General features: G+C 70.1%; 18 protein-coding genes. 5 read left to right on the forward strand and 13 right to left on the reverse strand.

Features of this window, described 5'->3' with window-relative positions; all coding sequences use genetic code 11:
- Positions 1 to 65 precede the first annotated feature (65 nt).
- From ftsW to ACFUEJ_RS05935, 11 genes are all read right to left on the reverse strand, one after another.
- Positions 66 to 2,030 carry a putative lipid II flippase FtsW gene (gene ftsW, locus ACFUEJ_RS05885; RefSeq protein ID WP_388028086.1) on the reverse strand — a complete coding sequence of 655 codons (1,965 nt, stop codon included), beginning with the start codon at positions 2,028 to 2,030 and terminating at the stop codon, positions 66 to 68.
- 5 nt (positions 2,031 to 2,035) lie between these two features.
- Complete coding sequence (murD, locus tag ACFUEJ_RS05890) at positions 2,036 to 3,619, reverse strand: UDP-N-acetylmuramoyl-L-alanine--D-glutamate ligase (RefSeq protein WP_388028089.1); 1,584 nt, start codon at positions 3,617 to 3,619, stop codon at positions 2,036 to 2,038.
- A complete protein-coding gene (gene mraY / locus ACFUEJ_RS05895) occupies positions 3,612 to 4,709 on the reverse strand; it encodes a phospho-N-acetylmuramoyl-pentapeptide-transferase (RefSeq protein WP_058251712.1) in 1,098 nt (365 codons plus the stop codon). Before mraY ends, murD begins: the two co-directional genes overlap by 8 nt.
- Positions 4,710 to 4,830: 121 nt before the next feature.
- Positions 4,831 to 5,316, reverse strand: a complete 486-nt coding sequence (locus tag ACFUEJ_RS05900; protein ID WP_137808486.1) for a UDP-N-acetylmuramoyl-tripeptide--D-alanyl-D-alanine ligase — start codon at positions 5,314 to 5,316, stop codon at positions 4,831 to 4,833.
- Entirely contained in the window at positions 5,313 to 6,959 is a 1,647-nt protein-coding gene (locus ACFUEJ_RS05905) for a UDP-N-acetylmuramoyl-L-alanyl-D-glutamate--2,6-diaminopimelate ligase (RefSeq protein ID WP_226513545.1), read from the reverse strand. The genes ACFUEJ_RS05900 and ACFUEJ_RS05905 overlap by 4 nt, the downstream gene beginning before the upstream one ends.
- Before the next feature lie 276 nt (positions 6,960 to 7,235).
- Entirely contained in the window at positions 7,236 to 9,161 is a 1,926-nt protein-coding gene (locus ACFUEJ_RS05910) for a peptidoglycan D,D-transpeptidase FtsI family protein (protein WP_388028093.1), read from the reverse strand.
- A gap of 109 nt (positions 9,162 to 9,270) precedes the next feature.
- Positions 9,271 to 10,152 carry a hypothetical protein gene (locus tag ACFUEJ_RS05915; RefSeq protein ID WP_078112826.1) on the reverse strand — a complete coding sequence of 294 codons (882 nt, stop codon included), beginning with the start codon at positions 10,150 to 10,152 and terminating at the stop codon, positions 9,271 to 9,273.
- Between the two features lie 2 nt (positions 10,153 to 10,154).
- Positions 10,155 to 11,141, reverse strand: coding sequence for a 16S rRNA (cytosine(1402)-N(4))-methyltransferase RsmH (rsmH, locus tag ACFUEJ_RS05920; RefSeq protein WP_078112825.1), 987 nt, complete (start codon positions 11,139 to 11,141; stop codon positions 10,155 to 10,157).
- A gap of 274 nt (positions 11,142 to 11,415) precedes the next feature.
- Complete coding sequence (gene mraZ, locus ACFUEJ_RS05925) at positions 11,416 to 11,856, reverse strand: division/cell wall cluster transcriptional repressor MraZ (protein WP_058251706.1); 441 nt, start codon at positions 11,854 to 11,856, stop codon at positions 11,416 to 11,418.
- 539 nt (positions 11,857 to 12,395) lie between these two features.
- The gene (locus ACFUEJ_RS05930; protein WP_159371053.1) at positions 12,396 to 12,797 is read right to left on the reverse strand and encodes a DUF3040 domain-containing protein; all 402 of its coding nucleotides are present in this window, start codon (positions 12,795 to 12,797) and stop codon (positions 12,396 to 12,398) included.
- Between the two features lie 166 nt (positions 12,798 to 12,963).
- Positions 12,964 to 13,437, reverse strand: coding sequence for an SAV_6107 family HEPN domain-containing protein (locus ACFUEJ_RS05935; protein ID WP_058251704.1), 474 nt, complete (start codon positions 13,435 to 13,437; stop codon positions 12,964 to 12,966).
- Between the two features lie 365 nt (positions 13,438 to 13,802).
- On the opposite strand from ACFUEJ_RS05935, the gene ACFUEJ_RS05940 reads away from it, so the two are divergent.
- The 3 genes from ACFUEJ_RS05940 to ACFUEJ_RS05950 all read left to right on the forward strand — a co-directional run bounded on the left by ACFUEJ_RS05940 (position 13,803) and on the right by ACFUEJ_RS05950 (position 17,130).
- On the forward strand, positions 13,803 to 14,477 hold the full coding sequence (locus ACFUEJ_RS05940) for an N-acetyltransferase (protein WP_137808481.1): 675 nt from the start codon (positions 13,803 to 13,805) through the stop codon (positions 14,475 to 14,477).
- A 2-nt stretch (positions 14,478 to 14,479) separates the two neighbouring features.
- The gene (locus ACFUEJ_RS05945) at positions 14,480 to 16,099 is read left to right on the forward strand and encodes a phytoene desaturase family protein (protein ID WP_388028099.1); all 1,620 of its coding nucleotides are present in this window, start codon (positions 14,480 to 14,482) and stop codon (positions 16,097 to 16,099) included.
- A gap of 65 nt (positions 16,100 to 16,164) precedes the next feature.
- Entirely contained in the window at positions 16,165 to 17,130 is a 966-nt protein-coding gene (locus ACFUEJ_RS05950; protein ID WP_065632288.1) for an LppM family (lipo)protein, read from the forward strand.
- 51 nt (positions 17,131 to 17,181) lie between these two features.
- On the opposite strand, the gene ACFUEJ_RS05955 is transcribed toward ACFUEJ_RS05950, so the two are convergent.
- Positions 17,182 to 18,159 (reverse strand): methylenetetrahydrofolate reductase, encoded by a 978-nt coding sequence (locus tag ACFUEJ_RS05955; protein ID WP_058251700.1) that lies wholly within the window; start codon positions 18,157 to 18,159, stop codon positions 17,182 to 17,184.
- Between the two features lie 11 nt (positions 18,160 to 18,170).
- On the opposite strand from ACFUEJ_RS05955, the gene ACFUEJ_RS05960 reads away from it, so the two are divergent.
- Both ACFUEJ_RS05960 and ACFUEJ_RS05965 read left to right on the forward strand, forming a co-directional pair.
- Positions 18,171 to 19,388, forward strand: coding sequence for a polyprenyl synthetase family protein (locus ACFUEJ_RS05960; protein WP_068970559.1), 1,218 nt, complete (start codon positions 18,171 to 18,173; stop codon positions 19,386 to 19,388).
- Entirely contained in the window at positions 19,385 to 21,028 is a 1,644-nt protein-coding gene (locus ACFUEJ_RS05965; RefSeq protein ID WP_068970558.1) for an alpha-(1->6)-mannopyranosyltransferase A, read from the forward strand. Before ACFUEJ_RS05960 ends, ACFUEJ_RS05965 begins: the two co-directional genes overlap by 4 nt.
- Here the strand turns inward: ACFUEJ_RS05965 and ACFUEJ_RS05970 are convergent.
- Positions 20,997 to 21,362: an Rv2175c family DNA-binding protein gene (locus ACFUEJ_RS05970; protein WP_058251861.1), complete on the reverse strand. Its 366-nt coding sequence runs from the start codon at positions 21,360 to 21,362 to the stop codon at positions 20,997 to 20,999. The genes ACFUEJ_RS05965 and ACFUEJ_RS05970 overlap by 32 nt on opposite strands.
- Positions 21,363 to 21,441: the final 79 nt, after the last annotated feature.

The raw sequence follows: 21,441 nt of genomic DNA on the forward strand, positions 1-21,441 counted from the left end.
TTCGCGGGCTCCCGGCCGGGAGATCTCCCGTCGTGGGCCCGCACCTCAGCCGCTCCCACCGCCGGTCACCGACGGCCGGCGCCGCGTACATTCGGCCCGCTCGCTCCGCTCCCGGCGCCGCGTACATACGGCCCGCTCGCTCCGCTCCCGGCGCCGCGTACATACGACCCGCTCCCCCGATACCCGACACCGTAGTCGACGCCGCTCCGCGAAGAAGTCCCCGGCCGGACCCGCCCGCGCGGGACACCCGCCCGGCCGGAGGCCGCCGACCGGGCCCCTCGGGTGTCGCCGGCACCGGATCGCGTCGACGACCGGCCCTGCCGTCGATCGTCCCGCGCGGACTGCGACGACGGGGCGGCACGCCGCTGCGACGTCTCGGCGGCACGCCGCCAGGGCAACGGGAAGCGTCGACGGCCACGTCCGGCATCGGCCGACGGCGCGGGCCCGCTCGGCGGACGGCGACGCGACTGCGGTCCCCGGCCGCCGCGACCCGCACCGGCCGTCGGACGCGGACCGGCCGTGCGGCGCTGGTCCAGTCGATCGCGCAGCGACTCCGCCCGTGTCTGCCGGTAGGCCACCGGCGTCGGCAGGCGCAGCCACCGTGCGACGCGGCTCGGCGACCCGCCGGTGAGCGTGGCGACCGCCTCGGGTTCGTGCCTCGCGGCGTTGGCGAGCAGACCGAGCATCGCGAGGACGGTGAGCGTCGACGTGCCGCCGGCCGAGATCAGCGGCAGCTGGATCCCGGTCACCGGCAGCAATCCGATGACGTAGCCGATGTTGATGAACGCCTGCGCGGTGATCAGCACCGTGATGGTCGCCGACATCAGGCGCAGGAAGGGATCGGTCGACCGGGATGCGATCCGGAAGCCGATGTAGGCGAGGACGACGAACAGGAACACCACCATGAGCCCGCCGAGCAGCCCGAGCTCCTCGCCGATGATCGCGAAGATGAAGTCGTTGTGCGCGTTCGGCAGATAGTTCCACTTGGCACTCGACTGGCCGAGGCCCACGCCGAAGACCCCGCCGTTGGCGAGCGCGTAGGTCGCCTGGCGCGCCTGATAGCCGGCGCCCTGCGGGTCATCGACGTTGCCGAGGAAGCTCATCACGCGCTGCGAGCGGTAGCCCTCGGCCAGGGCGAGGATCACGGCGAGCGCGATGCCGGACACCGCGAACGAGACGAAGACCTTGACCGGCAGTCCCGCGAACCACAACAGCGCACCGACGATGATCGCGATGGTGATCGTCGTCGACAGGTTCGGCTCGAGGATGATGAGCAGGCACACGAGCATGGCCACCGGGACGAGCGGGACCAGCAGCTCGCGCAGCAAGGCGTTGTCCCGTCGGCGCGAGGCCAGCAGGTGCGCACCCCAAATGCACAACGCGACCTTCACCAGCTCCGACGGCTGCACCGACAGGCCGTAGATGACGAACCAGCGGCGCGCGCCCTGACTGAGCGTGCCCACGCCGGGGATGAGGACCAGCGCCAGCAGCACCACCGCGACGAACATCGCCGGAGCGGCGAACCGTCGAAGCAACCGCACCGGAATCCGCAGCATGAAGTAGAAGACCACCAGGCCGAGCAGGGCGAAGATCACCTGCGTGGCGAACAGCCCGTACGCCGATCCCTCTTTGGAATACCCCTCGACCGACGACGCCGAGAGGACCATCACCAGGCCGAATGTGGTGAGCAGGAACGACATCGTGAGGATCAGCTGATAGGACGCCAGCGGACGCGCCAACAGGTTGCGGATGGCGTCGAGCACGATCGCGGGGATCGACGCGGCAGTCGCTGCTGCCGCACCCGCGGAGCGGCCCGAGGCGTCGTCCCGTGCCGACCTGGCGCCGGTGCCGCGCTTCACGCCCGGCCGTTCGTCTCTCGTGCGCGTCCGGCCACCGGTGTCCCCGCCGGTCTCGACATCAGCGCTCCCGTTGTCGGCAGCGACACCATCATCTCCGACGCCGTCGAGACCGCTGCGGTCGTCGGCATCGTCGACGGGGTCGTTGTCCGCGGCCGGGTTGCGGCTGCTCATCCGACTCAGCGTCCGGTGTCGGGCAAGCCAGCGATCCGACGCGCGGCGGCGGCGAAAGCGTCACCGCGCGCGCCGTATCCGGCGAACATGTCCAGCGAGGCCGCCGCGGGTGCGAGCAGCACGGCGTCGGGCGCGGACGGGCTCGCCTCCGCGAGCACCCACGCCTCCTCGACGGCCCGGTCCATGACCGCCACCGATGTCGAGGAGCCCGTCCCCGGGAGATCAACTGCTGAGGCTTGGGGACCGGCCTGTCCCGGACGATGCGCGTTCACCGTGCCATCGTCCCCTGTGAATACTGTGACTGTTGGGACTTCTGGGGCGTGTCGCGCGATCGCCTCGATCACCAGGTCCCGGTCGCGGCCGATCGCGACCACCCCGGCCAGCCGACTGCCCACCGCGGTGAGCATCTCATCCATCGACGCACCCTTGAGCAGACCGCCCGCGATCAGGACGACCCGATCGAAGGCGGCGACCGCCGCCTGGGCGGCGTGGGGGTTGGTGGCTTTCGAGTCGTCGACGAAGTCGATCCCGTCCCGCGAGGCGACGACTTCGCCGCGATGACCGGCCGGCCGGAAGGACGCCAGCCCCGCCCGTATCGCCTCCGGCCCGATGCCGGCCGCGAGCGCGAGAGCCGACGCGGCCAGCGCATCGGCGACACCCGACGGTCCGGCCGGGCGCACCTCGTCGGCGTCATACAACCGGCCCGCGTCGAAGGCGCGGTCGATCAGCACACCGTTCGCGACGCCGAGCTGTCCGGGCTGCGGCTCGCGCAGCGTGAAACCGATGCGGCGGCCCGCGGCGGGCAGGCCGGACGCGACCGGGTCGTCGAGTCCGACGACACTCACCGCACCGCGCAGCGCTCCCGCCTTGGCAAGTGCGTACGCCTCGAAGGTCCCGTGCCAGTCGAGGTGATCCTCGGCCACGTTCAGCACGACTCCCGCATGCGGACGGACCGACGGCGCCCAATGCAGCTGAAATGACGACAGTTCGGCGCACAGCACGTCCACCCTGGGCTCGGCCTGCATCGCGTCGAGCACCGGGAGCCCGATGTTGCCACAGGCCGCACCCCTGCGGCCCGACGCCTCGACGATCCCGGCGAGCATCGACGTGGTCGTCGTCTTGCCGTTGGTGCCGGTCACGACAAGCCAGGTGCGTGGTTCGCCCAGCAGTCCCGCGACGTCCACGCGCCAGGCCAGTTCGACCTCGCCCCAGACCGGTACGCCGGCGGCGGCCGCGGCCGCCACCAGGTGGTGGGTGGGCGCGAAGCCGGGTGACACGATCACGACCTTGGCCGTCGCCAGTCGCCCGGAACCGGTGAGCAGATCCGCGACGGCGACCGGTTCGACGCCCTGCGACATCAGTTCGGTGACCCCGGCGACCGCCGCGGCCGCGGCGTTCCGGTCGACGGGCGGCGCGTCAGCACCGGCGAACCGGTCGTCGGCGAGCAGGACATGCGCGCCGAGCGTCACCAGGAACCGGGTGGCGGACAACCCCGCGGTCCCGGCCCCGCCGACCACGACGGTCCGGCCGGCCAGGGCGCGCGGGTCGGGCCCCCCGGGGGTCGGACTCGCTTCCGGCTGATCAGCCATTGGTGGTCAGGAACTCGCCGTAGAACAGCGACAGGCCGAGCGCACAGGCGATGGCGGTGAGCAACCAGAATCTGATGATCACCGTGGTCTCCGCCCAGCCACCGAGTTCGAAGTGGTGATGGAACGGGGCCATCCGGAACACGCGACGACCGGTGGTCCGGAAGAAGGCGATCTGGATCACGACCGACATGATCTCGGCGACGAACAGCGCGCCGATGACGACCGCCAGCAACTCCGTCCGCGTGGTGATCGACAGACCGGCGAGCATGCCGCCGAGGGCGAGCGAGCCGGTGTCGCCCATGAAGATCTTGGCGGGCGCCGCATTCCACCAGAGGAAGCCGAGGCACGCTCCACCGCCGGCCACGGCGATGAGCGCGAGATCGAGGGGGTCACGGACCTGGTAGCAGCCGGTGGGGATCTCGCTCGGCGGTTTCGCGCCGCCCGCACAGGCGTTCACGAACTGGAAGAAGGTGACCAGGACGTAGGAGCCCAGGACCATCGCCATGGAGCCGGCGGCCAAGCCGTCGAGCCCGTCGGTGAAGTTCACCGCGTTCGACCAGGCCGCGACGACCAGCCAGCAGAACACCACGAACACGACCGACCCCAGCGTGATCGCATCGATGTCGCGGACGTAGGACAGGTTCGTACTCGCGGGCGTGTAGCCGTAGTCGTTGCGGAACTGCAGCACCAGGATGCCGAAGAGGATGGCGGCGATGAACTGCCCGATCGACTTCGCGGTCTTGTTCAGACCGAGGTTGCGATGCTTGCGGATCTTGATGATGTCGTCGAGGAACCCGACGACGCCCAACGCGGTCGCCAGCCCCAGGACGAGCAGTCCGGAGGCGGTCGGGCCGTTCCCGGCGTCGGTGAAGACCCCGACGAGGTGGGCGCCGAAATAGCCGGCCCAGAGTGCCGCCAGGATCGCGACGCCGCCCATCGACGGCGTCCCGCGCTTGGTCTGGTGGCTCTGCGGGCCCTCGACCCGGATCTCCTGCCCGAAGCCCTGCCGGGAGAACACCTTGATGAGGACCGGCGTCAGCAGGATCGACACCGCGATCGCGATCGCCCCCGCGAGGAGTATCTGTGTCACCGCGTTGCCCCCGCATCCTCTCCGTACGCGACCGGTCTGTTCCCGGCCGCGATCTTCCCGAACCTGCCTGGCACCCCAAGGCGGAGGAGCATCGTCGGCCCCTTCACCCGCACCCGAGCGCTCATGGCGCCGCCTCGTCGCCGGCCGGGGCGTCGACGACCCGCCATCCGCCCCGCTCGGACCACGCGGTGATCACCGAGTCGAGATCGGCGCCGGCCGCGGCCAGCAGGATGACGTCGCCGGCGGCGGGCCGCCAGTCCGGTTCGGTGTCGGCGAGTCGGGCGGCGGCGTCGACGGACTCGACGATGCGCGCCTCGTCACCCCACGAACCCTCCATGACCGCGCCCTGGTGCAGCGCGTGCACCGATCGTGAATCCCCCACGCAGAGAGTCTTGTCGACGGCCAGCCGGACCGCCAGGCGACCCAGCAGATCGTGTTCGACGACGCGCTGGTTCTCGGTCAGGTCGGCCGGCGAGGCCAGCTCGGCGATGACCGCCCAGGTGCGGCCGGCGCCGGCGGACTCGGCGAGGCGCCGGATCAGCCGGCGGGCGTCGTCGACCGACACCGGCGCATCGCCGCGGATGACCGTGACCGCTCCGGTGGTCATCGTTCGCCCTCCGCGACCGCACCCGGAGCGACGCCTGCCCGGGACTCGAGCGCGCGGGCGACGACCTCCCGATCGTCGAACGGATGCTTCACGCCGTCGATCTCCTGTCCTGCCTCGTGTCCCTTGCCGGCGACCAGCACGATGTCGCCGGGCCGTGCCCAGGCGACGGCCGCCTCGATCGCGGCGGCGCGATCGCCGATCTCCCGGATCGGTTCCGCGCCGCGGGGGCGCTCGGTTCCGGGCACGGCCTGTGCACCGGCGAGCACCTCGGCCCGGATCGCACCCGGGTCCTCGGTACGCGGGTTGTCGTCGGTCACGACCACGAGTTCGGCACCGCGCGCGGCCGCTTCCCCCATCAGCGGCCGTTTCCCGGTGTCGCGATCGCCGCCGGCACCGACGACGATGGCCACCCGTCCGGTCGTCTGCCCGCGCAGTGTCGCCAGCACCGCCTCGATCGCGCCCGGCTTGTGGGCGTAGTCGACGAGGGCCAGGAACGGCTGTCCACGATCGATGCGTTGTAGGCGTCCCGGGACGCTTACCGACGCGACCGCCTCGAGTGCGGTGGGCACCGGCACGCCGGCGGCGTGTGCCACGGCGACGGCCAGGAGCCCGTTGGCCACGTTGTACCGGCCGGGCAGCGGGATGAGGAGCTCGTGCTCGCCGTCCGGCTCGGTGAACGGGGTGCGTGACGAGCCGTCGTCGGCGAGCGACGAGTCATCCGCCTGCCAGTGGGCCGGCGTCGGCCCGGTGGATACCAGGACCGGCTGCAGATGGGCGGCCTCGCCCGGCCGCCGGGCGAGCTCGGCCATCCGCCGACCCCACTCGTCGTCGACGCACACGACCGCCCGGACCGCGTGCGTCGGGGCGGACGGGACGAACAGCTGGGCCTTCGCGTCGAAGTAGGCGCGCATCGTCAGGTGGAAATCGAGATGGTCCTGCGAGAGATTGGTGAACGCGCCGATCGCGAAATGCGCACCGTCGACGCGACCGAGTGCCAGCGCGTGACTCGACACCTCCATGACGACGATGTCGACGCCGTCCTCGAGCATCGCCGCGAGCAGGGCCTGCAGGGTCGGGGCCTCCGGCGTGGTCAGCGAACTCGGTTGGGCGACGCCGTTCACGCGGGTCTCGACGGTGCCGATGAGCCCTACCGAGTGCCCGGCGGCCAGCAGGGCGGCCTCGACCAGATAGGACGTGGTGGTCTTGCCCGACGTGCCGGTGATGCCGATCAGCTTGAGTCGTTGGGACGGATTGCCGTACACGCGGGCGCTGACATTGCCGAGCACCGTGCGGGGAGCGGGATGGATGAGGACCGCGACGGCAGTCTCCGGCGGCAGGACGCGAGCCAGTTCGGCCCGGCCGGCGGGGTCGGTGAGGATGGCCGTCGCACCGGCCGCCACGGCCTGATCGGCGAACTTCGCGCCGTGCGTGCTGGCCCCGGGCAGAGCGGCGAACAGGTCACCGGGCCGGACGTCCTGCGCCCGCAGGACGACCCCGGTCACCTGGGTCTCGGCGTCGGCGCCGCCGACCAGGTCGAGTCGGGCCCCGGTGGCGGTGGACAACACGGACACCGCTGTCGGCGCGACCTCACGCGGACGGATGGGTCCGCCCCTCCGGTCGGGTGATGGTCGACGAGACGCCATCGGTGCTCCTCGCCTCCTCGGTTCTTCTCTCGGCGTTTCCCACGGGCGAGCGGACATGCTCGCTCCTCGGGACTGTGCTGGTCGTGCGGGACTGCTCGGTACGGGTGTCGGTGTTCGGACGTCGGACCGGGCTGTGCCGCGAGGTGCGTCGGTGCCTCGTCGGGAGGCGCAGAATCGCACTCACGATACCGACCCGCCCCGACGCCACAGCACACGGTGCGCCCGTGGCCGCACCTGTCCGGGTGTCCGGCTGATCGGCGACGGACTCCGCGGGCGCTACCGTGCGGTCAGGGTCAGCCGGGGCGTCGGCGCGGACAGCGGCACCTGGGCGCGCTGGAGCATCCACGACGTGATGGTGGAGAACAGCGGAGCCGCCGACTGACCGCCCGACCCGTCGGAACTGCGCCGTGGGTTGTCGAGCATGATCCCGACGACGTAGCGCGGGTTGTCGGCCGGGGCGATGCCCGCGAACGTGATGTTGTACCGCGAGTTCGAGTAGCACCCACAGGATGGATCGACCTGCTGCGCGGTGCCGGTCTTGCCGCTCACCTGGTAGCCGTCGACGGCCGCCTTGGTCCCGGTGCCCTGTTGCTCACCGGTCGGGTCGTCCTGCACCACCGACCGGAACATGTCCCGGACGGTCCGGGCGGTGGACTCGCTCACCACCCGGACGGGTTGGGGCCGCGCCCGGTCGTCGGGCGCCGACCCGTCCCGCTGCTCCGACGCCAGGATGCGCGGCGGAATGCGCAGGCCGTCGTTGGCGATCGCCTGGTACATCGCGGTCATCTGCAGCAGCGACATCGAAAGGCCCTGTCCGATGGGCAGGTTGGCGAACGAACCACCGGACCACTGACTCAGGGCGGGAACCTCTCCCGCGCTCTCCGCGGGCAGGCCGACCCCGGTTCGCTGACCGAGACCGAATTTCTTGACCATGTCGGCGAAGCGCTCTTCGCCGATCCGCTGCGCGAGCATCAGGGTGCCGACGTTCGACGACTTACCGAAGATGCCGGTGGTCGTGTACGGCTCGACCCCGTGCTCCCAGGCGTCGCGCACCGTCACCCCTGCCATCCGGATGCTGCCCGGAACACGGTGCACCGTCTCGGGCCGGGTGATGCCGTACTCGACGGCGGCCGCGGCGGCGATGAGCTTGTTGACCGAACCCGGCTCGAACGGCGAGGTGACGGCGGGGTTGCCCAGCTCGGCATCGGGCTGATCGGACAACGGGATGGATGCGTTGAACGTCCCGTCGTTCGCCATCGCCAGCACCTCACCGGTCTTGGCATCGAGCACCACGGCCGACGCGCCCTGCGCACCCGATGCCTGCTTGGCCTTCATGACCTGGCTCTGGACGAACCACTGGATGTCGGAGTCGAGGGTGAGGCGTACCGTCGCCCCGTTGAGAGCCGGGTGCACGTTGCGCATGCTGCCGGGGATGACGGCCCCGTCCGATCCCCGGTCGTAGGTCCGCGAGCCGTCCGTCCCTGACAGGATCGAGTCCAGCGATGCCTCGAGCCCGATGAGTCCATTGCCGTCGTAGTTCACGTCGCCGACCACGTTCGCCGCCAGCGACCCACCCGGGTACAGGCGGATGCTCTGCGGGTCGGCACCGACCTCCGGGAAGTCCTCGGTGATCCGGGACGCGACGTCGGGGCTCAGGGACCGCGCGAGGTACACGAAAGTGTCCTCGCCGGTGACCTTCTCGAGGAGATCCTCCTCGCTGATCGAACCACCGAGGGCCACCGACACCCCCTTCGCGATCTCCTCGAGCCTGGTCTCGACGTCGGGAAGCGCGGGGTTCTTGCGGTGCTCTTCCTCGATCGTCTTGCGAACGGCCTTGGGCAGGAACGTCAACGACCGCGCTTCGTCGGTGTAGGCCAGCGGGCGCCCGTTGCGGTCGAGGATCGCACCGCGCTTGGCGGTGAGGACCTGCGTGTACTCGCGCTGCTGTGCGGCCTCGGCAGAGATCGAACTCGCCTGCACCGTGTGGACGACGATCATCTTGACCGCGACGGCGAGAACGACCAGCAGGACAACCACGCCGGCCGCGCGCGCACGGAAGACGAAACCCTGCGGCCCACGGCCGTTCCGCCCGCCGGCCCCCTTCCGATCCGATCCTCCCGACCCCGCTCCGGGTCCACGCCCGGGTCGGCGTCCCGGACGCGACGGGCCGGCGCCGAGCCGCTCGAAGGTCGCACGTGTCATGGTCGTCAATTGTTCACCGCTTCAACGTGGTTACCCCGGATTTGACCCCGGCGGGTTGGAGATGGCGCCGGAGATCCAGCGCACTTCGAAAGCGCGGATCGGGGCGAACTCACGGGGTGGGCACCACATTCGGCGCCGGAGTCGGGGTCGACGGCGCGGCCGGGGGCACGGCACCGGCCCCGGAGGGAGCCGGACTCGCACCGGACGGGAGCGGATTCGCGCCCGGCGGTGCGGTCTGCGACGGAGACGGTCCGCCGGCCGCCGGTTCGCCGGATGCCGGTTCGCCGGATGCCGGTTGCGACGATGTGGGTTGCGACGGTGCGGGTTGCGGTGTGGACGTCCCGCCCGCCTCGGGTCCCGCGGAACCCGATCCGCCGCCCAGCCCGATCGAGTCGTCGACCTCGCTCGGGTCGATCGATTCCGCGGGATCCGGTGCGGTATCGGGATTCAGGCTCCCCATCGGACGCCCGGACGCGGGCTCCGGCTTGCCCACCACGCGCGGACGTCGCGGGTCGTCGACGATCATCCGAGCGGGGTTGTCGGCGGGGATCATGCCGAGACGTGCTGCCTTGTCCGACAATTCAGGCGCCGAGTTGCCCGATTCGTACGTGCGCTTGAGCGCGTCGCGCTGATCGATGAGGGACTGGTTCTGCGTCCGCTCGATTCCCAGCTTGTAGGAGTCCTGCGCCGCCTTGGTCGACAACCACAGGCTGAGACCGAGTCCGAGGACGAGCAACGCGATCACCGGCACGACAAACGGGGTGTGCTGCAGTCGCTCTCGCAGGGACACCCCGGTCATGGACAGTCCGCCGCCGGTACGACGCGCAGGCGTGGCACGACCCGCCGCGGAGCGTCGGTGTCGACGGTCGAGTGCCCGCTGGGCGGCCCTCGATCGCGTCGCACGTTCGGACTCGATGCGGGTTCGGCGTGACCGTCGCGAATCGCGCTCGTCCCCGGCGGACCGCGACGGGGCCTCGTGCAGGATGGTCATGCTCAGCCCTTCTTCTCGACTCGTTCGATCGCGCGGACACGCACCGGCGCCGAGCGCGGGTTGGTGGCCAGTTCGTTCTCGTCCGGACGTTCGGCGCCCCGTGTGACGAGACGGAACTCCGGTGCCGTGCCGGGCAACTCGACCGGGAGGCCGGGAGGCGAGGTGGACGATGTGCGCGTCGCGAACTCGCGCTTGACGATCCGATCCTCGAGAGACTGGTAACTCATCACGGCGATCCGTCCGCCCACGGCGAGCGCGTCCAGCGCGGCCGGCAGAGCCTTACGCAGGACATCCAATTCGTGGTTGACCTCGATGCGCAGCGCCTGGAACGTCCGCTTCGCCGGGTGCCCGCCGGTCCGCCTGGTGGCGGCCGGGATGGCGTCGTAGAGCAGTTCGACGAGACGCGCGCTGGTCGAGAAGGGCTCCTTGTCCCGCTCCCGCAGGACCGCCGAGGCGATCCGGCCGGCGAAGCGCTCCTCCCCGTAATCGGAGAGCACGCGGGCCAATTCGCCGTGCGAGTACGTGTTGAGCACGTCGGCGGCGGTGAGCAGGTCGTCGGAGTTCATGCGCATGTCGAGCGGCGCATCCACCGCATAGGCGAAACCGCGTCCGGCCTGGTCCAGCTGCATCGACGACACCCCGAGATCGAACAGTGCGGCATCGATCACCGACTCCCCCGCTGCGTCCATCACGTCACGGATCTCGTGAAAGGTGGCCTGGTGCAGCGAGATCCGGTCGGAGTACGACGCCAGGCGCTCGCGGGCGATCTCGAGTGCCGAGGCGTCCCGATCGATGCCGACCACGCGGACGTTCGGGAACGACTCGAGAACCAGTTGACTGTGCCCGCCCGCGCCGAGCGTGGCGTCGAGGAAGACGCGCGGATCGTCGGAATCCAGTGCGGGGGTCAGCAGTTCGACGATGCGCGCACCCATGACGGGGATGTGACCGAACTCGCCGGACCGACGCGGTTCGTCCTCGGCATCGACCATGATGAAGACCCCCCATCGGCATGTATGCGGTATCGGCGGTGGGCGGATGCCTCGGGTCGGCGAGAGCAGGCGGTCGGATGGAGCGGGGTCCCGACCCGATCACGCACCTGGCGTTGGGGAAGTACGCCAGGGTCGCCACCGGGCCGGGGCCTCGTGCCACCCGAAGCCGCTGGGCACCGAACTCGCCCATCGGTTGCTGTCTCTTCGGTCGGTTTCTGGTCGGTTGCTGTCGTTGGTGTTGCTGTCTCGGCGGTGTGGCGGGCCGGTCCTCCGGCTACAGCACCGCGTTCAGCGCGGCGGAGTTGGCGGCCGAGAAGTTCTCCTCGTGCCGCGTCTGGTACTCGTTCCATGCGGCCGAGTCCCAGATCTCGAGGTGATCGAAGCTGCCGAACACCACGCACTCCTTGGACAACCCCGCGTACACGCGATGGTCGCCGGACAGACTGATCCTGCCCTGACCGTCCGGTCGCTGCTCTTCCGAACCGGCGAAGAACGTCCGCTGGAACGCGCGCAGATCAGGGTCGTTCCGAGACGCCTCGACGATCCGAGCGGCTATCGCGTCGAACTCTTCGGTCCGGTACACCGACAAGCTGTGATCTTGGCCTTTGGTGACCACTACCCCTCCTGCCAGTGCATCGCGGAACTTGGCGGGCAACGTGAGCCGCCCTTTGTCGTCCAATTTGGGCGTGTAGGTACCGACGAATCGCACGGACACGTCGACACCTCCTGCCCACCGGGTTCCGCGTCGTATCTCGCCTCACCCAGTGCTGCCACAGTACCCCACTTTCCACCACTTTCCACCCCCACCGCCCCCCGCATTCACTCACTGACAGCAAATTCCCAGTTCAGGGAGCTCAAGATGACGATGAACGCGCGTGTCGCCGGCGCGTCATGGGCGCAAAGAAGGGCAACAAGCGTGTGATCAGAGATACCGATGAGGTTCGAGAGGCGGGAAATCCAGGCATAGATCCTCTAGTGGGGCAAAGTGGGGCGTCCCGGTGGGGAGAAGTGGGGATCGCCGGTGGGGAGAAGTGGGGATGCCGGCAAAGAAGAGCGAGGACCGTCGACTGGGCGTCCGATCCCGTCGATCGTGCGCCCGAATCCGTCGGCCGTGCGCCCGAACCCGTTCAGCGTGCTCTGGAGAGCGATCGAGGACATGAAAGAGCCGCGTGCCCGAAGGCACGCGGCTCAGTCGTATGCGAAGTTGCGGGAGTCGGTCAGCCGATCGACGAACGCGGAGTCGGGATCAGCGGATCACTCCTGCTCGAACCGGCGATTGAATCGCTCCTCCATGCGCTCCGACAGCTTGCGCTTGGCGCCGGACGACCCCGGTTGCTTCTTGCCGGACCTGGTCGACGACGAGCCCGCCTCGGCGGTGTTGTTGTCTCCCCAGAGAGCGAAGAGGCCGGCCCCGAACATCACCAGGAAGCCCAGGAGGCTCACGATCGGGAATCCGCCGATGTTGATGTTGACGATGAGTCCGCCGACCAGCATCACCAGGCCGACGACGAAGACCGCTGCCGCCTGCAGGCGACGACGACCGCTCGACTTCCCAAGGCGCCGACGCTTGACACTGGACGCAAACTTGGGGTCTTCCGCGTACAGCGCGCTCTCGATCTGTTCGAGCATGCGTTGCTCGTGCTCCGAAAGTGGCACCGACCCTCCTTCTCACTGATCCGTGACGCCGACGAAGGTCACCCGCGACCGGAAAGGCGTCTGCGCCTATATCGTCCCATGATACGAGGTGAAATCGACCGCGACCACCATTACTCGCTGTTGCCGACGACCGGGCGGTGCCAGAAACCGCAAAGTGTGGCCGGATTCACGCCGTCGCGCCGATCTGCGGCGCTTCGGCACCGAGTTTTCCTTGCTCGTAGGCGATGACCATCGTCTCGACCCGACGCAGGAAGTCGAGGACGAGCAGCCGCATGCCGGCGACGCTGTCGGGGTCGATCGTGCGGATGATCCCGGACTCGATCTTCATCCGAACCGGCGACAGCGCGGCGAACCGGGCGGCGATCGGCGCCAGCTCTGGGGCGACCACACCGATGCGGGTCCAGGCGTTCGACGTCCTGCGCCGCACGGTCCCGACCGGTTCGTGCACGGCGAGGGCCGCGCCCGAGGCGCGGAGGGCAACGAGGTACAGCTGACGGAACCGCTCGACGTCGTCGTCGACGCCGTCGGCATTGTCGAAGAGCACGTGTGCACGCTCGAGGAGATCGCGCGCTCGACCGACCATCACCGGGTCGACGGGCGCCGCGTGGGTGAGAGCCGTGGCGCTGCGGTGTCTGGCCATGTCGTCCTCCTCGTGCGTATGGGCTGTGTCCGGCGGCAGACGCTTCCCTCGTCCGCCGCCGGACCGTGTCGTCGGATGAACGCGAACAGCTTGCGGAGGCACATTCATCGAACATCCGTTCGACACGTTCAATATAGCTATCCCGGCGTCGGCGTTCAAGACATCTGTGACCCGAAACCCCCGCCGGGGAGTACAACGCCACCACCTGCGGGCCGATTCCTGCCGAGTGTGCATCATCGATAGGACAATTCCCGGAAGTGGCCTGCGACGCGATGCCCCCGGCAGAGGGCGGCCCGCCCCAGCGGCAGCCGACCTCGTCTGCAGGTCGACGACGCAGGACGAACGATGCAGAGAACGGAAATCCGTTGACCATCCGCCTGGTGAGCCTGAGTGGCCAGGACGCCCGGGCCTGGCTCGAGCCGGCCCTGGAGATCTACGTGACCGCGATGAATTATCCGCGCGGTACGGAGATCCATCGGGCCGGGCTCTGGCGCGAACACATCGCGCGGCCCGGATGGCGTGCGATGGGCGCGGTCGAGACGGTGACCCCACACGAGGCGCGGACCATGCCGGCCGCGCGGCGCCGGGTCGGTCCGCCGGTCGGCTTCGGACCCGACGACCTGCTCGTCGGCATCGCCTACGGCTACACCGGCGCGACCGGTCAATGGTGGAACCAGCAGCTGCGGCTCGGACTCCGCCAGACGGGCCGACCGCCCGAGACGGTCGAGGCGATCGCGCGCGACTACTTCGAGCTCACCGAGCTGCACGTCCACCCGACCGCTCAGGGCCGAGGTATCGGCCAGGGGCTCCTCGCCCGGCTGCTGGCCGACCGGCCCGAACGCCATGTGCTGCTGTCGACCCCGGAGATCCCCGCCGAGGACAACCGCGCGTGGTCGTTGTACCGGCGGATGGGTTTCACCGACGTCCTGCGCCACTTCACCTTCACCGGCGATCCGCGTCCGTTCGCGTTCCTCGGCCGTCCGCTCCCCCTGGAACTGCAACCCCCGGCCGCCGCCCGCCGCGCCGGTACCGGGAGCTGACGATGCACGGCACACGGCGTGACGCCGTCGTCATCGGCGCGGGCCACAACGGCCTGATCGCCGCGGCCTACCTGGCACAGGCCGGACGGGATGTGGAGGCACTCGAGCGGGACGACATCCCAGGCGGCGCGGTCTCCACCGTCGAACGGTTCCCCGGACATCGGGTCGACCGGGGGTCGTCGTCGCATCTGATGATCCGTCACTCCCCCGTTCTCGACGACCTCGACCTCGCCGCGCACGGCCTGCGCTACATCGACTGCGATCCGTGGGCGTTCGTCCCGGCCACCGCGACCGCCCCGCCGATCGTCTTCCGCACCGACCTCGACGCGACGTGCGCTTCCATCGAGAACGCCTGTGGTGCAGCCGATGCCGCCGCATATCGACGCTTCGTGGAGACGTGGACGCCGCGGGCGCGGGCGGTCATGGATGCGTTCTACCAACCCGCGACGATGGGGAAGTTCGGCCGGGCCTTCGGCGGGCTCGGCGGCACCGCCACCACGGCACGCACGGGGTTGTTCGGCCGGCGCGGCGGCCGGGTGCTGAACCTGACCGCCGAATTGATGGCCTCCGGCGATTCCCTCCTCGACGAGTATTTCGAGTCCGAACAGCTCAAGGCGGGACTCGCGTGGTTCGGCGCCCAGTCCGGACCGCCCATGAGCGCACCGGGCACGGCGCCGATGATCGGATTCGCCGCACTCATGCACCGAATCCCGCCCGGACGCGCGATCGGGGGCAGCGGCGCACTCACCGAGGCCCTCGTGCACCGAATCCACCAGGACGGCGGCCGTGTCTCCTGCGGCGACCCCGCGGTCTCCGTCGCCCGCTGCGGCGACCACTGGCGGGTGCTCACCAGCACGGGTCAATCCCGTTGTGCCGCAACAGTCATCCACGCCTGCCACGTGCTCACCACGCTCGACCTCCTCGCCGCCGGCGGTTTCGACGCGGGCGTCATCGACCGGTGGCGACGCACCATCGTCGTGGGCAGCGGGATCGGGATGGCGGTTCGCCTGGGGACGACCGGCCTGCCCGACTACCAGGGGCTGCCCGGCGACCTGCCCGAGCACGGCGTCCATTCGGCTCTCGGACTGCTGGTCACCGACCGCGCCCACCTCACCCGAGCCCATGCCGCGGCGTCGGTGGGCGAGCTCCCGCCGCGCCCGGCCGTGGTCGCGATGAGCTATTCGGCGATCGATCCGACGCTCGCGCCCCCGGGCCGCTCCGTCATCAATCTCTGGGCACAGTGGCATCCGTACCGGCTGGCCGACGGCGACTGGCCGGCCGCGGCGGACCGCGCCGCGAAGGCCGTCGTCGACGAGGTGGACCGCCACGCGCCCGGTTTCGCCGAGTCGGTCGCGCATCGGTACGTCCAGACGCCGCGAGATCTGGCCGATGAGCTGGGCCTGATCGGCGGCAACATCATGCATGTCGAGATGTCCATCGACCAGATGTTCATGTGGCGTCCCACCCCCGACCTCGCCGGACACCGCGTCCCCGGTGCCGACGGCCTGCTCCTCGCCGGAGCGTCGACTCACCCCGGCGGAGGTGTCACCGGCGCGAGCGGTTACATCGCCGCCCACCTGGCGCTGCGACGCGGGCGTCGGGGTCTCGGCCGTCGGCCCTGACACCGCCGACACCCGACGCGGCGCGGTGTGACGGGTGCCCCGCGGTCCGGCCGGGGTCTGGCACGATGAGCACCGTGCGTTCGTCGAATCCCGTACCGGGTGCGCCCGGGTCCCGCCGAGCCCGGCGCCTGTTGCCGTCCGCGGTGGCCGTCGCTCTCGTCGCTCTCTCCCCGCTGATGGCCGGTTGTCTCGAACGGTCGACGACGGTGGGAGATCGCTACTCGGGGAGCGTCGTCGTGGCGACCACCCCGGACAATCCGCGCGGGACACCGCAGTTCGACCTCCCCGAGTCGATGATGGGGCAGGTCTCGGTGACCGACTACAAACAGGTGCCCGATCGTCCCGACGCGCCGTCGTCTCCGGGCGCCGGACCCGAGAACACGGCCGAATCCCCCTCACCCTCCGAGCCCGCCGGAAACGACGAGGCCGGCGCGGACGAGAACCCCGACGAGGACGATCCCGCCACGCGCGTCGGAACGCGGGCGTCGTTCAGCGATCTCACCGCGGGGCAGTTCGCCCAACTGGGCGACATCGTGGCCGACGCCTACGGCGACACCTCGCTGACGATGGATCTCACCGCCAAGCGCAGCGGGGAGGTGGTGCGGTTCCGCGGCGACGCCGATCTGACCGAGCTGGTCCCGGACCGCGACTACGTACAACTGACCGTCACCTTCGGCGGTCCGGTGACCGCGACGAACGGCGAGCAGGTCGGCGAGTCCACCGTGACCTGGACCCCCGCTCCGGGTGAACCGTCGGACTTCAGCGCCGATGCCACCTATCCGGACCCGGCGACCGCCGCGGTCAGCAGTTGGTCGTGGTTCGTCGCGTTGCTGTGCGTCGTGGTCGTCCTGGTGATCGTCCGGATCGCCTACTCCAAGCGGTATCGCGGACCGCGGCCCGGACGTCCGGTGGCGGCTAAGACAAACCCTTCGTCGATCTCGGGTGAAGGACTCGCGGCTGCCGCCGATCCCGTGTCGGGTCCGTCATCGGCAACGCCGCCCGCGGATCGAAAGCCACCCGCGGGCACATGATGCCGCGCCGGACCGGCGCCGACACCGGTCCGGCGGAACAGCTTCGGCCGTTCAGGCCGGGACGTGCAGCGCGGCGTCGACGTCCACGCCGAGTCGGCCCAGGACCTCCGTCGTGGCCTTGGCGAAGTTCAGACTGCAGAAATGCAGACACGGCGCACCCTCGGCGACCAGTCGCTGTGCCATCTCGGTGGCGAAGTCGATGCCGACGGCACGGACCGACGCACGATCCTCCTCGGCGCCGTTGCCCGCGGCCTTGGCGAAGCGTTCCTCGACGTCGGGCGGGATCACCGAACCCGACAGCTCGACCATGCGACGGACGGTGGCCAGCGACGTGACCGGCATGATGCCCGGGATGATCGGCTTGAGTCCCTGCTCGGGGTCGGCGGCCGCGACCCGGTCGCGCAGCCGCAGGTAGTGCTCGACGTCGAAGAACATCTGGGTGATGGAGTACTCGGCCCCGGCCCGCAACTTGCTGACAAGAGTGCGGGTGTCGTGTTCGATGTCGGGCGACCGGTGATGCGTCTCCGGGAACGACGCCACCCCCACGTGGAAGTCGCCGAGGGTGTCGATGAGCCGGACCAGTTGCTCGGCGTACTCGACGCCGTCGGGATGGGCGACCCACTCGCCGAGCGGATCGCCGGGCGGATCGCCGCGAAGCGCGAGGATGTTGGTGATGCCCTGGTCGGCGTAGGCACCGACGAGCGCGCGCAGTTCCGCGACACTGTGGTTGACGGCGGTCAGGTGGGCCACCGGCAGCAGCGTGGTCTGTGCGGCGAGCTCACCGGTGATGCGCACCGTGCGATCCCGCGTCGAACCGCCGGCACCGTAGGTCATCGAGACGAACGCCGGGGACAACCGCTCGAAGATGCGCACCGCCCGCCACAGCCGGGACTCGGCCTCGGCGTCACGCGGCGGGAAGAACTCGACCGAGAACGGGACCGGGCCGCGGTGCGGAGCGGACAGGCGTTCGACGATCGAGGGTGCGGGAGCGGTTGGGGTCACCCGCACAGTGTACGGAGCAGGTCGCATAGCCTGGCAGGGTGACCTCCACGATCCCGACGCCCACCTCGCTCGATGCGGTTCCGGGCGCCGTCGAGGCCGAATTACGCGCCTTCTTCGACGACGCCGTCCCGGCCGCCGCCGCGATCGCACCGGTGGTCGGTGAGGCGGCCGAACTGATCCGGGAGTTCGTGCTGCGAGGAGGCAAACGCATTCGACCGGTCTTCGCCTTCGCCGGGTGGCGCTGCGGGACGTCGTCGTCGGACCGTGCCGTCGCCGGGGCCGCAGCCGAGGACGACGCCCCCGGCCCGCGGGACGCGCTGCGCGTCTGCGCCGCACTCGAACTCGTGCAGGCCTGCGCCCTGATCCACGACGACATCATCGACCGGTCGGACACCCGGCGCGGGTACCCGACCGTGCACCGGGAGTTCGAGTCACGGCACGCGAGCGCGGAGTGGGCCGGGGACTCCGGCACCCACGGGGTGGCGGCCGCGATCCTCGCCGGCGACTTCGCGCTCGCCTGGGCGGACGACCTGGTCCACGGTCACCGGCCGGGGGTTTCGACAGGCTCAACCGGCGGGGACCGCTCAACCGGCGGGGACCGCTCAACCGGCAGGGACCGCTCAACCGGCAGGGACGGCGACCACCCGCTGCCCGCGGAGGTGGGCGCGACGTGGGCGGCGATGCGGACCGAGGTGCTCGGCGGCCAGTTCCTGGACATCGTGAACGAGGCCGGCGGCGACGACTCGACCGAGGCCGCCTACCGGGTGATGGAGTTCAAGACCGCCGCCTACACCGTCGCGCGACCACTCGAGCTGGGTGCGCGACTCGCCGGTGCGTCCGAGCAGCTGGTGTCGACGCTGCGTGCGATCGGGCACGACCTCGGCATCGCCTTCCAGCTCCGCGACGATCTGCTCGGCGTCTTCGGCGATCCCGAACGCACGGGTAAACCGTCCGGGGACGATCTGGTCTCGGACAAGCACACGGCCCTGCGCGCGATCGCGCTGCAACGCGCCGATGCGGCCGACCCGGCCCTCGGCGCGCGGTTGCGCTCCTACTTCGGCCGCCGGCTCGACAGCGACGAATTGGGTTCCGCGCGAGACCTGTTCGTCGAGCTCGGCGCGGTGGCCGAGGTGGAGAACTCGATCGACGAGCTGTTGGGGTCGGCGTTGACCGCACTCGACGCCGCCGACATCGGCGACGACATCCGTGCCGAGCTGATCGCGGTCGCCCATCGCGTCGCGCACCGTCAGGCGTGAGCACTTCCGTGACAGGTGCCGCCACGGCCGGTCGGGGCGATCTGATCCTCGGCGCGATCGGGTCCGTGCTGGTCTGTCTCGGCAGCTTCGGGGTCGGCGACCCGCCGCGCAACTCCGCTCTTCTCTCCGATCTGGGTCTGAGCTGGATCACGTACGGGCACGGCAAGAACGTCTTCGGGACGCTGTTCTGGCTGGGCGTGTTCCTCATGGTGTTCGGGTGGGTCCGGCTGGGGCGTCGGATCATCTCCGCCACCACCGACACCGCGCCGACGACGCGGACGCTGAGCCGATGGGTGCTCGTGTGGACCGCTCCCCTGCTCGTCGCGGTGCCGGTGTACTCGCGCGACGTCTACGCCTATCTCGCCCAGGGCGCGGTGTTCGGCGCCGGTTTCGACCCGTATGCCGACGGTCCCGCCCACCTGCCCGGTCCGCTCGTCGACAGCATGGCGCAGGTCTGGGCGACCACGACGGCACCGTACGGCCCCTTCTTCATGGGCATGCTGCGCGTCGTCACCGAGATCACCGGCGACCAGGTCGTCCTCGGCGTGCTGGCCATCCGGCTGGTGCTGCTGCCCGGACTCTTCCTGTCCCTCTGGGCGATACCCCGATTGGCGGAGCGGTTCGGGGCCTCCCCGCAAGCCGGACTGTGGCTGGTGCTGTTCAACCCGCTGGTCCTGATCCATCTCGTGGCGGGACCGCACGTGGAGCTGCTGATGATGGGCGTCCTCGTCACCGGGATCGTCCTGGTGGTCGACGGCCGGCACGTGGTGGGCACAGCCGTCCTGGCGCTCGCGGTGTCGATCAAGATCACCGCCGGCATCGCACTGCCGTTCGTCTTGTGGATCTGGTTGTCGCACATCCGTTCCCGGCGACCGGTGACCGCCCGCGACGTGGTGACGGTGTTCGCATCCATCGTTGGGATCGCGGTCGCGGTGTTCGGCCTGTGGACCCTGGTGATCGGTTTGGGACTCGGCTGGCTCACCGGCCTGGGGTGGGCCGACGTCATCATCAACTGGTTCACGATTCCCACCCTCGCCGCCCATGTCGTGACCCTCGTCGCGGCGCCGTTCGTCGCCCTCAATCTGCAACCGGTGCTGGAGGTCACGCGGGCAATCGGTTCGGTGGTCCTCGCGGTAACGCTGGTCGCGCTCTGGTGGCGCCACCGCCACGACGTGCGGGACGCGGTCGCCGGGATGGCGTGGGCGATGCTGGCCGTACTCCTGCTCGAGCCGTCGACGCTGCCCTGGTACTACACGTGGGTGCTGGTGATCGCGGTGGCCTTCGACCTGCCGATGTGGGTGCGGGCCACGGTCGTCGGTGCCTCGACGTTCCTGCTGATCGTGTTCCAGCCCGACGACGCGATCGTCTTCTACAAACCTGTCGAGGTGACGCTGGCGGCCGCACTGGCCGGCGTCGCGGCCTGGTCGCTGACCCGTCGGGACCCGTTGCGGCTGGGCCGGTTCGGGAGGTGGGCGTGGGGCGCGACCCCGGCCGGCGAGGACACTCTCGCGTCGGATGTCCTCGCGGAGACGGGCGTCGAGGAGTCGGGGCGCGCCGAGGCCGAGCACCGGGAGTCCGGACCCCGGGGGTTCGGGGCCGGGGCGTCGCTCAGAAAGCCTGGGCCTGCGCCCGGCGGATGACCTCGCGGGCGAGATCCGTGTGCAGCGCTGCCGCCGGGTGGAGTCCGAGATCTTCCTGCTCGGTGAACAACCACTCCATCACCTCGTCGCGCGTGTAACCGCCGTCGATCAGGACCGCCACGAGCCCGTAGAAGTGTTTCGCGACGCCACCCTCGTCCACGAAGAGCGCCGGAATCGCCGGGTATCCGTTGTGGGAGACCGCGAGCAGGTGATGGTCACGGATGAGTGTCCGCACCCGGTTGGTCGACACCCCGAGGCGGTCGGCGACATCGTCGATCGACAGGAACTCGGTGTCGGAAGGCAGAGTGTCAGGCGACAACGGTAGGGAACCCACGTCGAAAGGGTAGCCGGTAGTCGGGAGCGGGAGAAACCGTCGGGTCGCGACGACATGACGAACGGACCCGCGAACGCCC

It is taken from the genome of Gordonia sp. NPDC057258 (assembly GCF_042668985.1).
GTDB classification, from domain to species: Bacteria; Actinomycetota; Actinomycetes; order Mycobacteriales; family Mycobacteriaceae; genus Gordonia; species Gordonia hongkongensis.

Excerpts from the sequence above, each read along its gene's own strand:
- ACFUEJ_RS05950 (WP_065632288.1), top strand. The coding sequence starts at position 16,165 with ATGAGCACCGTGCGTTCGTCGAATCCCGTACCGGGTGCGCCCGGGTCC.
- ACFUEJ_RS05910 (WP_388028093.1), bottom strand. The coding sequence starts at position 9,161 with ATGACACGTGCGACCTTCGAGCGGCTCGGCGCCGGCCCGTCGCGTCCG.
- rsmH (WP_078112825.1), bottom strand. The coding sequence starts at position 11,141 with ATGGTCGATGCCGAGGACGAACCGCGTCGGTCCGGCGAGTTCGGTCAC.
- ACFUEJ_RS05955 (WP_058251700.1), bottom strand. The coding sequence starts at position 18,159 with ATGCGACCTGCTCCGTACACTGTGCGGGTGACCCCAACCGCTCCCGCA.
- ACFUEJ_RS05900 (WP_137808486.1), bottom strand. The coding sequence starts at position 5,316 with ATGACCACCGGAGCGGTCACGGTCATCCGCGGCGATGCGCCGGTGTCG.
- ACFUEJ_RS05905 (WP_226513545.1), bottom strand. The coding sequence starts at position 6,959 with ATGGCGTCTCGTCGACCATCACCCGACCGGAGGGGCGGACCCATCCGT.
- murD (WP_388028089.1), bottom strand. The coding sequence starts at position 3,619 with ATGGCTGATCAGCCGGAAGCGAGTCCGACCCCCGGGGGGCCCGACCCG.
- ACFUEJ_RS05945 (WP_388028099.1), top strand. The coding sequence starts at position 14,480 with ATGCACGGCACACGGCGTGACGCCGTCGTCATCGGCGCGGGCCACAAC.
- ACFUEJ_RS05915 (WP_078112826.1), bottom strand. The coding sequence starts at position 10,152 with ATGACCATCCTGCACGAGGCCCCGTCGCGGTCCGCCGGGGACGAGCGC.
- ftsW (WP_388028086.1), bottom strand. The coding sequence starts at position 2,030 with ATGAGCAGCCGCAACCCGGCCGCGGACAACGACCCCGTCGACGATGCC.
- ACFUEJ_RS05935 (WP_058251704.1), bottom strand. The coding sequence starts at position 13,437 with ATGGCCAGACACCGCAGCGCCACGGCTCTCACCCACGCGGCGCCCGTC.